Source organism: Cobetia sp. Ld8 (assembly GCF_045066615.1).
Classification (GTDB): Bacteria; Pseudomonadota; Gammaproteobacteria; order Pseudomonadales; family Halomonadaceae; genus Cobetia; species Cobetia amphilecti.
The window spans coordinates 134618-149109 of record NZ_JBISHF010000009.1; the positions used below are offsets into that span (position 1 = coordinate 134618).

General features: G+C 62.6%; 13 protein-coding genes and 1 pseudogene. 6 read left to right on the top strand and 8 right to left on the bottom strand.

Annotation, left to right across the window (positions count from 1 at the left end; genetic code table 11):
- Positions 1-9: 9 nt before the first annotated feature.
- Positions 10-855: pseudogene (locus ACJJV2_RS16795) on the bottom strand (YifB family Mg chelatase-like AAA ATPase); the annotation flags it as partial.
- A 1172-nt stretch (positions 856-2027) separates the two neighbouring features.
- Between ACJJV2_RS16795 and ACJJV2_RS16800 the strand changes: the two are divergent.
- Positions 2028-2306, top strand: a complete 279-nt coding sequence (locus tag ACJJV2_RS16800) for a hypothetical protein (protein WP_043331581.1) — start codon at positions 2028-2030, stop codon at positions 2304-2306.
- A gap of 94 nt (positions 2307-2400) precedes the next feature.
- Here the strand turns inward: ACJJV2_RS16800 and ACJJV2_RS16805 are convergent, their stop codons facing one another.
- Positions 2401-2775, bottom strand: a complete 375-nt coding sequence (locus ACJJV2_RS16805) for an accessory factor UbiK family protein (RefSeq protein ID WP_216061132.1) — start codon at positions 2773-2775, stop codon at positions 2401-2403.
- Between the two features lie 437 nt (positions 2776-3212).
- Between ACJJV2_RS16805 and ACJJV2_RS16810 the strand changes: the two genes are divergently transcribed.
- From ACJJV2_RS16810 to glnK, 3 genes are all read left to right on the top strand, one after another.
- Positions 3213-3551, top strand: coding sequence for a P-II family nitrogen regulator (locus ACJJV2_RS16810; RefSeq protein ID WP_043331582.1), 339 nt, complete (start codon positions 3213-3215; stop codon positions 3549-3551).
- 31 nt (positions 3552-3582) lie between these two features.
- On the top strand, positions 3583-4830 hold the full coding sequence (locus ACJJV2_RS16815) for an ammonium transporter (RefSeq protein WP_043331583.1): 1248 nt from the start codon (positions 3583-3585) through the stop codon (positions 4828-4830).
- A 149-nt stretch (positions 4831-4979) separates the two neighbouring features.
- A complete protein-coding gene (glnK, locus tag ACJJV2_RS16820) occupies positions 4980-5318 on the top strand; it encodes a P-II family nitrogen regulator (RefSeq protein ID WP_024951507.1) in 339 nt (112 codons plus the stop codon).
- A gap of 129 nt (positions 5319-5447) precedes the next feature.
- Here the strand turns inward: glnK and ACJJV2_RS16825 are convergent, their stop codons facing one another.
- Positions 5448-6224: a ferredoxin--NADP reductase gene (locus ACJJV2_RS16825; protein ID WP_043331585.1), complete on the bottom strand. Its 777-nt coding sequence runs from the start codon at positions 6222-6224 to the stop codon at positions 5448-5450.
- Between the two features lie 286 nt (positions 6225-6510).
- Between ACJJV2_RS16825 and ACJJV2_RS16830 the strand changes: the two genes are divergently transcribed.
- Positions 6511-7458: a LysR family transcriptional regulator gene (locus tag ACJJV2_RS16830; protein ID WP_107335730.1), complete on the top strand. Its 948-nt coding sequence runs from the start codon at positions 6511-6513 to the stop codon at positions 7456-7458.
- Positions 7459-7604: 146 nt separating this feature from the next.
- On the opposite strand, the gene ACJJV2_RS16835 is transcribed toward ACJJV2_RS16830, so the two are convergent.
- Positions 7605-8033, bottom strand: a complete 429-nt coding sequence (locus ACJJV2_RS16835) for a host attachment protein (RefSeq protein ID WP_405282315.1) — start codon at positions 8031-8033, stop codon at positions 7605-7607.
- Between the two features lie 255 nt (positions 8034-8288).
- Entirely contained in the window at positions 8289-10232 is a 1944-nt protein-coding gene (locus tag ACJJV2_RS16840; RefSeq protein WP_405282316.1) for a methyl-accepting chemotaxis protein, read from the bottom strand.
- 335 nt (positions 10233-10567) lie between these two features.
- On the opposite strand from ACJJV2_RS16840, the gene ACJJV2_RS16845 reads away from it, so the two are divergent.
- Entirely contained in the window at positions 10568-11116 is a 549-nt protein-coding gene (locus tag ACJJV2_RS16845) for a hypothetical protein (protein ID WP_303568565.1), read from the top strand.
- Positions 11117-11259: 143 nt separating this feature from the next.
- On the opposite strand, the gene ACJJV2_RS16850 is transcribed toward ACJJV2_RS16845, so the two are convergent.
- From ACJJV2_RS16850 to ACJJV2_RS16860, 3 genes are all read right to left on the bottom strand, one after another.
- Positions 11260-11988 carry an amino acid ABC transporter ATP-binding protein gene (locus ACJJV2_RS16850; RefSeq protein ID WP_043331784.1) on the bottom strand — a complete coding sequence of 243 codons (729 nt, stop codon included), beginning with the start codon at positions 11986-11988 and terminating at the stop codon, positions 11260-11262.
- Between the two features lie 78 nt (positions 11989-12066).
- Positions 12067-13191 (bottom strand): amino acid ABC transporter permease, encoded by a 1125-nt coding sequence (locus ACJJV2_RS16855; protein WP_043331588.1) that lies wholly within the window; start codon positions 13189-13191, stop codon positions 12067-12069.
- A gap of 10 nt (positions 13192-13201) precedes the next feature.
- On the bottom strand, positions 13202-14392 hold the full coding sequence (locus tag ACJJV2_RS16860) for an amino acid ABC transporter permease (protein ID WP_043331589.1): 1191 nt from the start codon (positions 14390-14392) through the stop codon (positions 13202-13204).
- Positions 14393-14492: the final 100 nt, after the last annotated feature.

A 14492-nucleotide genomic window follows, 5' to 3' on the forward strand; every position in this document is an offset into this window, starting at 1 on the left:
GAAATGACAGCCACCGCCCACCAACGCGACCCCACTGGCCGTGTGGTGCGGGGCGCGGAATGGCCGCTGACCCCAGCGCTCCATGATCGGCAGACCACATACCGAGCGCACCGCCGCGACTTCCAGCGCTTCCCCTTCGCCCAGTGGCGGCAAGATGCCGGACAGGCGACTGGCCAGCATCGTCTTGCCGGTGCCCGGCGGACCAGCGAACAACAGGTTGTGGCCGCCGGCCGCGGCGATCTCCAATGCCCTGCGTGCCTGATGCTGGCCACGCACCTCGCTCAGGTCGGGCTCCGGCAGGCGCGCCTGGGGAATGATCGAACACACATGTGGCGTGAGGCGCTCGCGCCCCAGCAGGTGAGCCACCAGCTCCAGCAGATGACCCACCGCCAGTACTTCCAACTCCTCGGCGAGCGCCGCCTCGTCGGCATTGCCGCGCGGCACCACCAGCGTCCGCCCCGCCTTGCGACAGCAGAGCGCGGCTGGCAGCACGCCGGTCACGGCGCGGATGCTGCCATCCAGCGCCAGCTCGCCGAGGCACTCCATCGCTGCCACAGCCTCTTCCGGTATCTGCCCGGAGGCGACCAGAATCCCCAGCGCAATGGGCAGATCGAAGCGCCCGCCTTCCTTGGGGAGATCCGCTGGCGCCAGATTGAGGGTGATACGGCGCGCCGGAAACTCGAAGCCGGCATTGAGCAGCGCACTGCGCACCCGCTCGCGACTCTCCTTCACCGCCGCTTCCGGCAAGCCGACGATGGACAGCCCCGGCAAGCCGTTGGAAAGGTGTACCTCGACCTGAACTTCCGGTGCCTCGAGACCAAGTGACGCGCGCGTGCGCAACATTGCCAATGACATGAGCCTTCCCTGCGTGATGCCGCCTCTCAGTTGCACGGCGCAATCGGAGCAGGCACTGGCCTGCCATGAGCGCGAAGGCACACACCGCTGCCAACCCTCCCAGCATGGCAAACCTCATACTCCCCAGAAGGCGAGCGCCTCAACGCTCGGGCGCTCGACAATTGCCGCAAGGCTTCGCACACCACTACGACACTGCCATGCGCCGCCTGGAAATACGTGTTCAGGTGACGATTCTTGCGCCTATAACGTAAATTTCTTTACGCCTCAGGCTTACGCAATTACTGGATACGTAACAAACAGACAGGATGTGGATAATATTACATAATCATTGCGTGTGGACATTTTTTGAGCGCTCAAAACTTCATCACTCAAGCCACTGATACCATCGATGATCAAGCGAGCCAACGTCAGACCAGTACGCCCACAGCCCGACCTCAACCCACAATCACCAACCAACAGAAATTAAACTCAATAACTGCAGGCAGGGTGCTTGGACGATCGACTCAGTCGAGTGATGAAAGCCATGTCAGAGATCAGGTTGAGCCAGAAGAGCTCATGAGGCGCCTGTCAGGGAGAGATCAGCGACGGCGCATGCGCTGCGTTCGAGGACTTTGCACGAGCATCGGGTCGTTGAGGCGGGGGATTGGTGCCTGAGGACCTGGCGCTGGGTGACGGCTTATTGCTGTCTGGTGATTGAGAGCGTCTGGTGCCCTGCATCTGCGACTGCGGCTGCCATTTCAGCTTCACGCGCCGCGACGCGCCCGGGTGCTGACGATGCGGATCGCTCGCCGGCATGACGCTTATGCTGCCAGCATTGCCGACAAACGCACGCGGCGAGTTAAAAATAGCGGTTTTGGCAGCACTTTCCACGCAAAAGCGCCTGTTTTGGCGCATTTCAGCGCCACCATTCGCCACATGGGCATGGTGTGGGGCCGACTCGATACCTGCCTGCACCAAGAAAGTGCTCATACAGGGGAGATAGCGCCCTCGAGAGAGCCACAAGAGTGCCGCCGGACGGGGACTGCTGTATATTTGATCGGTTGTCCCGGCCTTGCCGGGAGGACCGCCAAGCTGTCTCACGGAACGCCGCCGCTGCGCGGCAGAGAATCGTCCAACCCAAGGAAAGGGCCAGCCATTCAGGACGACTTCGGCTTGTTTCAGGAGCACTACCCATGCAAGACATGCTTGCCCCGCTGGCATCCCTGGCGGATGTGATCGGCATGCTAGGCACCACTCTGGTCGTCGGCGCCTTCTTCCTGCTGCAGATCGGCAGACTCGATGCCCGCAGCCTGACCTACAACTTGATGAATCTGAGCGGGGCGATCCTGCTGTTGATCAGCCTGTGCATCAATTTCAACCTCGCCAGCTTCGTGATCGAGATCTTCTGGATCATCGCCTCAGTGGTAGGTCTGGTGCGCTGGATGCTGGGCACTCGTCCCCAGACTGCCTGAGGCCGCCCCTCAGAATCAGCGGCGCCCATGACGCAAAAAACCGCCACGCCCCGAAAGGGCGTGGCGGTTTTGGTTCAGCCGTCACCTGAGGGAATCAGGCGTCGCGCTGGCGCTCGATTTCCGCGGCATGACTGGCGGCTTCACGCTTCGCCACCGCGGCTTCCCCCTCGTCATCCACTGGCGTGGCGGCCTCGGCAGCCGGTGCATTGCCCGCCACCAGCCCCTGTTTTTCCAGCAGTGCCTCGAGGGCGATGACCTGCTTTTCCAGCGACTCGACGCGGCTGCGCGTACGCGTCAGCACATCCATCATGATGTCGAAGTCTTCACGCGAGACCAGTTCCATGCGGTCGAAGGCACCGCGCATCACCCCTTGCACGGACTTCTGCAGCTCTTCCGGGCCATGCGAGGCATCTTGCAGGCGCTCACCGATCTGCTGGGCCATACGCCCGATGACGTCATTCTTGAACATGCTGCACCTCAGCCGTTGCGGGCCGGCGGCCGCGTCGTGCGGACTGCCGGTCAGAAAATGATGACACCCCTGTACATGGGGCCGTCGTGTCCTGCTGCAAGGATACGCAACCCTGGAGTCGGGTGCATGCCCCGCATCGTCCTGCACCAGACAATCCTCATCGGCAGGCACACACCTGCACCACATTAGCACTTGCCCCCACACCCAAAGGCGCAGAAACAGCACCATTACGGTGCATGCCAGGTGACCTTCGGATTCAGCCATCTTTGCACAGGCCGAAAGACTGTCAGCCATCCTGCGATAACCAGATGAGTTACAAGGATTTTCAGCCGCATGGCACATCTCGTGCGATGCACTTGTCAGGAACAGGCCGCCAGCTCATCTGACTGGCCATGCTTAACAAGAATGATCATTCCGGTAGCGAACGGGGGCAGCACATGAAACTGATCACCGCCATCATCAAACCCTTCAAGTTGGACGACGTGCGAGAAGCACTGGCCGACAACGGCGTGCAGGGGATTACCGTCACCGAAGTGAAGGGCTTCGGACGTCAGAAGGGGCACACCGAGCTGTATCGCGGTGCCGAGTACGTCGTCGACTTCCTTCCCAAGGTCAAGATTGAAGTGGCTGTCGATGACAGCAGTGTGGAATCGGTACTGGACGCCATCACCCAGGCGGCCAACAGCGGCAAGATCGGCGACGGCAAGCTGTTCGTCACTCCGCTGGACGATGTCATCCGTATCCGCACCGGTGAACGCGGCGCCGACGCTGTCTGAGCCCCGCGCACAATAACAAGGAGAACCCCGCATGAACGAGATCATCGAGGTCAAGTACGCACTTGATACCTTCTACTTCCTGGTCTGTGGCGCCCTGGTGCTATGGATGGCAGCCGGCTTTGCCATGCTCGAGGCCGGTCTGGTCCGCGCCAAGAACACCACCGAGATCCTGACCAAGAACGTGGCGCTGTTCGCCATCGCCTGCACCATGTACATGGTCGTCGGTTACCACATCATGTACTCGAGCGCCGAAGGCGGCTTCCTGCCGAGCCTGGGCTTCCTGATCGGTGCCGAGAATACCGCAGAGGAAGCGCTCGCTTCCGGTGGCGACATCTACTACAGCGCACGTTCCGACTTCTTCTTCCAGGTGGTGTTCGTGGCTACCGCCATGTCCATCGTCTCCGGTGCGGTCGCCGAGCGCATGAAGCTGTGGGCCTTCCTGGCCTTCGCCGTGGTCATGACCGGCGTCATCTATCCGGTGCAGGGTTACTGGACCTGGGGTGGCGGCTTCCTGAGCGCAGCGGGCTTCAGCGACTTCGCCGGCTCCGGCATCGTGCACATGGCCGGCGCTTCAGCCGCCCTGGCAGGCGTGCTGCTGCTGGGCGCTCGCAAGGGCAAGTACGGCAAGAATGGCGAGATCAATGCCATCCCGGGCGCCAACCTGCCGCTGGCCACGCTGGGTACCTTCATCCTGTGGCTGGGATGGCTGGGCTTCAACGGCGGCTCCGAGCTGGTGCTGTCCAACATCGATGAGGCCAACGCGGTCGCTCAGGTCTTCGTCAACACCAATGCCGCTGCCTGTGGTGGTGTCATCGCCGCGCTGATCCTCGCCCGTCTGTGGTTCCGCAAGGCTGACCTGACCATGGCCCTCAACGGCGCACTGGCTGGCCTGGTCGCCATCACCGCTGGCCCGCTGGCACCGAGCGTCGGTGCTGCCACCCTGATCGGCGCCGTCGGCGGTCTGCTGGTCGTGTTCTCCATCGTCGGTCTCGACAAGCTGAAGATCGATGATCCGGTCGGCGCCATCTCCGTGCACGGTGTGGTCGGTCTCTGGGGTCTGCTGGCCGTACCGCTGACCAATGACGATGCCACCTTCTCCGCACAGCTGCTGGGCGCTGCCTCCATCTTCGCCTGGGTGTTCATCGCAAGCTTCGTGGTGTGGCTGATCATCAAGGCCATCATGGGGATTCGCGTCAGCGAGGAAGAAGAGTACGAAGGTGTGGATCTGGCCGAATGTGGTATGGAGGCCTATCCGGAATTCACCTCCAGCCGCAAGTAAGCCTGGACGCGACAGCACCTGCAGCATCAAGACTCCCGCCACCTGGCGGGAGTCTTTTTTCCTGACTGGATAAGCGGTGTATGCTTGAGTCAGAGACCGGCGTGACGAGCAGGCCTCGTTACCCGCACCATCACCCAAGGAGAGACACGATGAAACTGGTCACTGCCATCATCAAGCCATTCAAGCTCGACGACGTGCGCGAATCCCTGTCGGAGATTGGCGTGCAGGGTATCACCGTGACCGAGGTCAAGGGATTCGGCCGCCAGAAGGGCCACACCGAGCTGTATCGGGGTGCCGAGTACGTGGTCGACTTCCTTCCCAAGGTGAAGCTGGAAGTCGCAGTGGATGACGCCATGATCGATTCCGTGATCGAGGCGATCACCAATGTCGCCAACACCGGCAAGATCGGCGACGGCAAGATCTTCGTCTCGCCGCTGGAGCAGGTCATTCGCATCCGTACCGGCGAGACCGGCAAGGACGCCGTCTGAGCCTCTGGCGCAAGCCCCTGGCACTGACGTGCTGCCCCGACGGGTGACATGAGCACACAAAAAACCGCAGGCCATCGGCCTGCGGTTTTTTCGTTTCAGCACTTGTCGCTCATGCGTGATGCGCACGGATCACTTCTCGACGAAGGCACGCTCGATCACGTAGTCACCCGGCACGCCCATCTTCGGCGAGATGGCGAAGCCGCGCGCATCCAGCATGGCGCTGATGTCGTCGAGCATCGCCGGGCTGCCGCAGATCATGGCGCGGTCACGCTTCGGGTCCAGCGGCGGCAGGCCGATGTCCTCGAACAGCTTGCCGTTCTCGACCAGATCCGTGATGCGGCCCTGGTTGCGGAACTCCTCGCGCGTCACGGTCGGGTAGTAGATCAGCTTCTCGGCGATCTCTTCGCCCAGATACTCGTGCTTGGGCAGCTCTTCCGCGATCATGTCGGCATAGGCCAGCTCGGAGACATGGCGCACGCCGTGCATCAGGATGATCTTGTCATAGCGCTCATAGGTTTCCGGGTCCTGGATGACGCTCAGGAACGGCGCCAGACCGGTGCCGGTGGAGAACAGGTAAAGGTTCTCGCCCGGCAGCAGGTCGTCCAGTACCAGCGTGCCTGTCGGCTTGCGAGAGACCATGATCTGATCGCCCGGCTGCAGGTGCTGCAGGCGTGAGGTCAGCGGGCCGTCCTGCACCTTGATGGAGAAGAACTCGAGGTGCTCCTCGTAGTTCGGGCTGGCGATCGAGTAGGCACGCATCAGCGGCTTGCCTTCGACTTCCAGGCCGATCATCACGAACTGGCCGTTCTTGAAGCGCAGGCTGTCTTCACGCTGAGTGCGGAAGCTGAACAGCGAATCGTTCCAGTGATGGACGTCGATGACTTCGGTTGTGGTCAGACTGCTCACCTGATGGCCTCCCGGGGCGTGGCCCCTCGAATTCGATATTCTTTATTGGCATAAACAAATAACAGCTTATGACCCAATGAACTATGCAGCGATTGTAGTCACTGCAGGGTTATGCGTTAAATGGTTTATCTGGATATAGGTTATCTAGTTTACCAATATTGGTTGCGAATGAATCGCATTTCAACCTTGATCGTGCAGGATTCGCCCGCTCTGACGGCGAATCCTGCGTTGCGTTCACTTTCGCCTCCTCATCTCTGCCCCTTCACTGCATGCCCCGGGAGGTCGAATGCGCTACAGCCTTCGCCAGCTGGCCGTCTTCGTGGCGGTCGCGCGGCATGACAATGTCTCGCTGGCCGCCGACAGTCTGGCCATGTCGCAATCAGCGGCCAGCACGGCACTGGCCGAGCTGGAGCGTCAGTTCGATTGCCGCCTGTTCGATCGCCATGGCAAGCGCCTGCGACTCAATGGTCTGGGGCGTGAGCTGCTGCCCAAGGCGATCGCGCTGCTGGACCAGGCCGAGGAGCTGGAGCAGCTGCTCGGTCAGCAGGACGCCACCGGCTCGCTGGAGATCGGCGCGACGCTGACCATCGGCAACTATCTGGCGCCACAGATCATCGGTGACTTTCTGCACCATCACCCCGCCAGCCGCGTCGAGCTGCACGTGCACAACACCCATCAGCTGATCGACAAGCTGGTGCACTTCGAACTGGACATCGGGCTCGTGGAAGGCGAGGTGGAGCATCCGCTGCTGGAGGCGACCCACTGGGTCAGTGATCGGCTGAGCATCTTCTGTGCGCCGTCACACCCGCTGGCACAGGGCGAGGTCACGCTTGAGCGCCTGCTGGCGGCACGCTGGATCATGCGCGAGCGTGGCTCCGGCACACGCGGCACCTTCGAGCAGGCATTGCGCCCACATCTGGACGGGCCTTCGACCAGCGTTTCCCAGCGCCTCGACATCATGCTGGAGCTGGAACATACCGAAGCCATCAAGCGCGCCGTGGAAGCGGGGCTCGGCATCGGCTGCATCTCGCGCCTCGCGCTGAGAGATGCCTTTCGGCGCGGCAGCCTCGTCGAGCTGCCCACTCCATGGCTGGAGCTGACGCGCGCCTATCGCTTCGTCCACCATCGTGACCGCTTCATCACCCAGGCGATGCGAGAATTCGTCGCCGGTTGCCGCAACCTGAGCGGCAGCGCCTCACGCAGTGACGAGATCATCCTGCCGCAGGTGCCGTGATTCGCACATTCACGGCCTTCAGCAACCGAGCCTGCTGACACTACCTCCTCACGTCATGAGGCTCACAAGAATAGCGAGCACTCACACACAGACGCCGCCAGCGTTTCCGCTGGCGGCGTCCTGGTCTCTGGATGACGGGGGAGTGATCAGTGAGTCAGGCCGGTGAAACGTGCCTTGATCTCATCAGCGCTCTCGTGGGAGAGGTCCTTGTCGACGGTTTCCGTCACCATCTTGGCGACCGGCTTGTCGAGCTTGTCGCGCAGCGCCCCCAGGAACTTGGGCGCGGCGGCGATGATCAGCTGATCGAACTTGCCGTCATTGGCCGTCTGCTTGAGGTATTGCGCGACTTCCTTGGCGAAGAAGTCCTGATGCTTGTCGGAGGTCGCGCCATCATCGCCAGTCTGATGCAGGCTACCGTGCCCGCCGCTGGATTCACCCTTGCCACCGGTTCTCAGGTCACCGGTATGCTGGCGGCTTTCAGGATGTACAAGGCTTTCCACTTCGGTGACCTTGCCAGCGGCACGGGCAAAGATACGTGCACGTGCGGCGTCGGCAGCAACGATGTAAGTAACCATTTACACACTCCCTGTCTCTCGTGAGGCGTCGTTGATGAAGAATGACGATCATCGCTTCGCTTTCAATTGACTACATGCTGGCACCCTTGCGCACATTCAACCCTTGCCGCTCATTTCCCGCACACCACCCCGCCAGCCCGACGCCTGAAGGTCGACAGGCAAGCAGATAACCAAAAACGCCAGGGCCGCCCCGAAGGGCGGCCCTGGCGTCTGATGCCTGTCACTGGCGACTGACAGGCTCGCGTGCTGACGGCCTTACCAGGCTTGCCAATCCAGCTCCTCCGATGCGACGGGCCTGGCAGCACGGGGACTGGAGCCCTGTGCGGACAGGGTGCCTGCGCTACGCGGCGCCATTGCGGGCGGCTGCGCAGGGCCATCCAGACGGAAGCGGCCCACCATCTCGGCCAGACGCGCCGACTGCTCGGAGAGCGCATCCGCTGCCGCGGCGGATTCCTCCACCAGTGCCGCATTCTGCTGTGTCACCTGGTCCAGCTCGGCCACGGCGCTGGAGACCTGTCCGACACCGTGATTCTGCTCCTGGGTGGCATGGCTGATCTCGCCGATCACCTCACTGACACGCATCACGCTGGCGACGATCTCGTTCATGGTGCTGCCGGCCACCCTGACCTGTTCGGCACCATTGCGCGTGCGCTCGTTGGCGGAGCTGATCAGCGTGGCGATTTCCCGCGAGGCCTCGGAAGAGCGCTGGGCGAGGGTACGCACCTCACCGGCCACCACCGCGAAGCCACGCCCCTGCTCGCCGGCGCGTGCCGCCTCGACGGAGGCATTCAATGCCAGCAGGTTGGTCTGGAAGGCGATGGAGTCCATGACACTGACGATCTCGGTGATCTTGCGCGAGTCGTCATCGATGCCCTGCATGGTGGTGACGACCTCTCCGATCACCTCGCCGCCGCGACGCGCGACCTCACTGGCCGACTTGGCCAGCCCGTCAGCTTCATGTGCGGAGTCCGCGGACTGGGCGACGGTGCCGGAAATCTGCTCCATCGAGGCCGAGGTTTCCTGCAGATTGGCCGCCGCCTGCTCGGTACGTGACGACAGATCCTGACTGCCCTGGCTGATCTCGGCGGCGGCGGTCTGCACCGCACCACTGGCGAGACGAATCTCGCTGAGCACGCCATTGAGGGTCGAGACGAAGCGATTGAAGGCATTGCCGATCTCGGCGACTTCATCACGCCCGCTGACTTGAATGCGCCGCGTGAGATCGCCCTCGCCTGCAGCGATATCCACCAGCGCATCACGCACCAGTGCCAGGCCGCGCAGACTGCGGCTGGCGATCCACGACATCACGGCGGCCGCCCCCAGCAACACCAGCAGCGTCATGGCCAGCGTGGTCCACAGCTGGGCATAAAGCGGTGCATCCGAGTCGGCCACATCCAGGGCCAGCGCCAGACGCCAACCGGTGTCTCCCAGCCCTGCCGAATCCAGCTCGGCACTGAACATGCGGTAATCACGCTGCTGGATATCGACCACCAGTGCCGACTGGCCAGCGGCCACCAGGCGATTGCTGCTGGCCAGGGTCTCGGGCGTCAGCGCCGATGCGAGTGCACTCATCGGCTTGAGCACCAGGGCATCATCCGGGTGGGCGATCAGCGTGCCGGTATCGTCGATCAGGAAGGCGAAGCTGTTGGGCGTCGGCGAGAGTTCGGCGACCGTGCGGGTGATGAACGCCAGCGGCAGATCACCACTGACCACGGCGACCAGCCGTGAGCCGCGATAGACCGGCGCCGCCACGCTGATTTCCAGTTCGCCACTGGTGGCACCGACATAGGGCGCCGTGATGACGGGCTTGCCGGTCGCCACCGCCGCCTGATACCAGCCACGTTGGCGCGGGTCATAACCTGCCCGCCCCGGGCGCCCATCGAAATAACGGAAGCGACCATCCGGGAAGCCGACATAGGTCTTGCTGAAGTCGCCCTGCCTCATCGCCTGGGTCAAGGCGGCATCGGGGAAGTTCTCGAGGCTACTGGCCGCGATGCCGCTCACCGCATTGATATGCACGCTGAACCACTGGCTCAGCTGGGCGGCGTTCGATCTCAGCAACTGTTGCTGGTAGTCGCTCTCATCGGCATGCGTATTGCGGAACGTGGTCCAGGCATTCAGGCTGCTGACGACCACCAGCGCCACCAGCACTATCGCCACACAGGCTAACGTGATGCGCGCACGTAACGAGGCAAACATCGCCACTCCTTGGTTCAAATCCATCGGGAAGGGGGCCGGGGGCGCCAGCGCAGAGCGCGTCGGTCTGCCCCTCGGTGGCAAGGCATGCAGGCATGCGGTGTACCGGCGTGATCATCGGTACGTGCCGCTCTCTGTATCGGCATGCCCGGCCTTTCCTTTACCCCGCCAGCCACATGCAACGCTCCTCCATCGTCGCCAGAACCGACACTGGCGTCGCGACTCCCGGACATGACGTCGATGGCGAAGTGCGTGCTAACATCCGCCCAACGCGGGGTGCCGCCTGCCCGTCTGCCACCGCTCCCCTCATCCTGTGGTCTTTTCTCGGAGAAGTTTCGATGCGCAATCTGCTCCTGATGCGCCGCCCGCTGCCCCGGCGCGTGCTGGTCACCGCTCACCTGATGCTGCAGCTGGGATTGCTGGCGGCTGCCTGCGGCTGGACGCTGCAGCACTTGACGCCCATCGGGCCTGACAACTCGCTGGTCGCGCAGTGGCCGGTACTGGCGCAAGGTGTCGGCGGCTTCCTGCTGGCCTTCGTGATGACGCGCCTGCTGTTCGAGTTGCTGATGGCGCCGCATCACCTGCTGAGCATTCGCGGGGGCAACCACACCCTGGATGCCGCGGCGCTGGTGACGCGCTCCATCTCGCGCCGTCCGGCGGTGCACGACAATGACGACAGCTGGGTCGGCAAGCCACGCAGCGTCACCTGGCCGCGCGAAGGCGAAGAAGCCCCCGCTGCCACAGCGGCGACGGCGACATCTGCCGATACACCTGCCGCTGCCTCGCCCAAGGCCGCGGCCAAGCCGCAGGAGCCAAGCCTGGGCAGCGATGAAGAGCTGCCAGACACCAACAGCAGCGAAGTACGCCGCACCGAGCCCAGCCTCTAGGCGAGCCTCTTTATTCAGCGGAATGAGTTGATAGTGAGCACCCACTGATTGCCTTTCGGCTCACACACGGAAACGCCCCGCGTGATGGAAATCACGCGGGGCGTTTTCTTTTTCGGCTTACAGCATCCGATCAGTCCGTGGCCTCAATGCCCCAGAATCTGGCTGAGGAACAGCTGGGTCCGCTCGGACTGCGGATTGTTGAAGAACGGCTCCGGCGCGTTCTCTTCGATGATCTGGCCTTGATCCATGAAGATGACGCGGTCGGCGACGGTCTTGGCGAAGCCCATCTCGTGGGTCACGCACAGCATGGTCATGCCTTCATTGGCCAGTTCGACCATGACATCCAACACTTCCTTGATCATCTCCGGGTCCAGCGCCGAGGTCGGCTCATCGAACAGCATCACCTCCGGGCTCAGGCACAGCGAGCGCGCGATCGCGACACGTTGCTGCTGGCCGCCGGACAGCTGGCCGGGGAACTTGTGGGCCTGATCGGCGATGCGCACGCGCTCCAGGTACTTCATGGCTTCGGCTTCCGCCTCGCGGCGCGGCCGCTTCTGCACCCAGATCGGCGCCAGACAGCAGTTCTCGAGCACCGTCAGATGCGGGAACAGGTTGAAGTGCTGGAACACCATGCCGACGTTGCGACGGATCGCCTCGATCTGCTTGATGTCCTGGGTCAGCGGCATGCCGTTGACCACGATATCGCCTTCCTGATGCTCCTCGAGATGATTGATGCAGCGGATCATCGTCGACTTGCCGGACCCCGAAGGGCCACAGATGACGATACGTTCGCCCTTGCGCACGCTCAGGTTGATGTCACGCAGCACGTGGAAGTCGCCGTACCACTTGTTGAGACCCTTGAGCTCGATCATCGGGCGCTCATCGGCGCCGGTGTTGCCCTGCGAGGCGGATGTTGTCGTTGTCATGATGAAGATTCCTTGGCGCCGTGATCAGCGCTTCTTGTGACCGGTATGCAGCAGGCGCTCGAGATACTGGCTGTAGCGCGACATGCTGAAGCAGAAGACCCAGAAGACCAGCGCCACGAAGGCGTAGCCCTCGATGGAGTAGCCCAGCCATTTGGGGTCGGCGAGACCGGCCTGCACGATGGCGAGCAGATCGAAGAGCCCGATGATCAGTACCAGCGAGGTGTCCTTGAACAGGGCGATGAAGGTGTTCACGATGCCGGGAATCATCAGCTTGAGCGCCTGGGGCAGCACGATCAGCCCCATGTTGCGCCAGTAGCCCAGCCCCAGCGCCATGCCGGCCTCGGTCTGTCCCTTCGGGATCGCCTGCAGGCCACCACGCACCACTTCCGCCATGTAGGCACTCTGGAACAGGGTGATGCCGATCAGCGCGCGCACCAGCTTGTCGAGATTGACCTCGCCAGGCACGAACAGCGGCAGCATCACCGAGGCCATGAACAGCACCGTGATGAGCGGCACACCGCGCCAGAACTCGATGAACACCACACAGATGCTCTTCACGATCGGCATCTCGGAGCGACGCCCCAGCGCCAGCAGGATCCCCAGCGGCAGTGCCGCCACGATACCCACCACCGCCAGCACCAGTGTCAGCATCAGACCGCCCCACTCGTGGGTACCGACGATCTCGAGGCCGAAGCTGCCGCCATGCAGCAGGAAGTAGGCGATGAAGGGGAACACCGCCAGGCTGACGATGGCGACCCAGCCCTTGGCCGGCAGCTTCGGAATCGCCAGCCAGGCGATCAGGGCCGCAAAGACGGCGAAGACGATATCGACCCGCCAGGTTTCCTCGCTCGGGTAGAAGCCGTAGATGAACTGATCGAGACGCGCACTGATGAAGACCCAGCAGGCGCCCTCCCCCGTGCAGTCCTCTCGTGAGGTGCCGCTCCAGCTGGCATCGATCAGCGCCCACTGCAGGCTGGGCACCACCAGCAGATAGACCAGATACAGCGCGAACAGCGTGAACAACGTATTGATCGGTCCGGCGAACAGATTGCTGCGCAACCAGGCCACCGCGCCGATGCTGTCGCTCGGCGCCGGACGGGAATCGATCATCTTCTCGGTGACCCGTGACAGGGTCTTTTCAATCGACATGGGCAGACCCTCAGCGCTCGACCAACGCCATGCGGGCGTTGAACCAGTTCATGAACATGGAGACCAGCAGACTGATGGTCAGATAGACCAGCATCGTCATGGCGATCACCTCGATGGCCTGACCGGTCTGGTTGAGCGTGGTACCCGCGAAGACCGAGACCAGATCGGGATAGCCGATGGCCGTGGCCAGCGACGAGTTCTTGATCAGGTTCAGATACTGGCTGGTCAGCGGCGGGATGATGACGCGCAGCGCCTGCGGCACCACCACCAGACGCAGTGTCATGCCACCGGACAGCGACAGCGCCCGTGACGCTTCGGTCTGGCCGTGCGGTACCGCTTCGATGCCGGAACGCACGATCTCGGCGATGAAGGCTGCGGTATAGACCGACAGCGCGACCCACAGGGCGAGGAACTCGGGGACGACCGTGATGCCGCCACGGAAGTTGAAGCCCTTGAGCTCCGGCAGCTCCCAGCTCAGCGGCATGCCCATCGCGAAGTAGGCCAGCAGTGGCGCCACGATGATCAGACCGAGCGAGATCCAGCCCGCCGGCAGGCGCTGACCGGTACGGGCCTGACGCTGGCGGTTCCAGTAGCTGAAGATGCCGCTGGCGACGACGGCCAGCACGAACACCGCAATCACCACCGAGAAACCGCTGGAGGTGATGGGGGCCGGCACGAACAGACCGCGCACGTTGAGGAAGAACGCCTCGCCCAGCGACAGCGAGCCACGCGGACTCGGCAGGGTTCTCAGAACGGCGAAATACCAGAAGAAGATCTGCAGCAGCAGCGGGATGTTGCGGAAGACTTCGATATAGACCGCCGCCAGCCGTGAGATCAGCCAGTTGGGGGACAGACGCGCGACCCCCATGACGAAGCCGATCACGGTCGCGGCGATGACACCCAGTGCGGATATCAACAAGGTATTGAGCAGGCCGACGATGAAGGTATCGCCATAGGTGGATTGCTCGGAATAGTCGATCAGGCTCTGCAGGATGCCAAAGCCTGCGGTGTTGTCCAGAAAGGCAAAGCCGGTGGTGATGCCCCGGCTTTCGAGGTTGGTCAGGGTATTGCTGACGATGATCGCCAACACACCGAACACGCCTGCCAGCATCAATAGCTGGAAGATCAGTGCCCGCTTGGCCGGGTCACGCCAGAATGGCGGCTTGACCGTGGCCGGCGGGCGAGAAGCAGGTTGTGTCATACAGGCAATCTCCGCCGGAAAGCTATGCGACTTCCGCCTGCCGTCCTATCGAACGGCAGATCAGTTATCTCTCGGCACTCGATGAATGGGTCACGAGGAA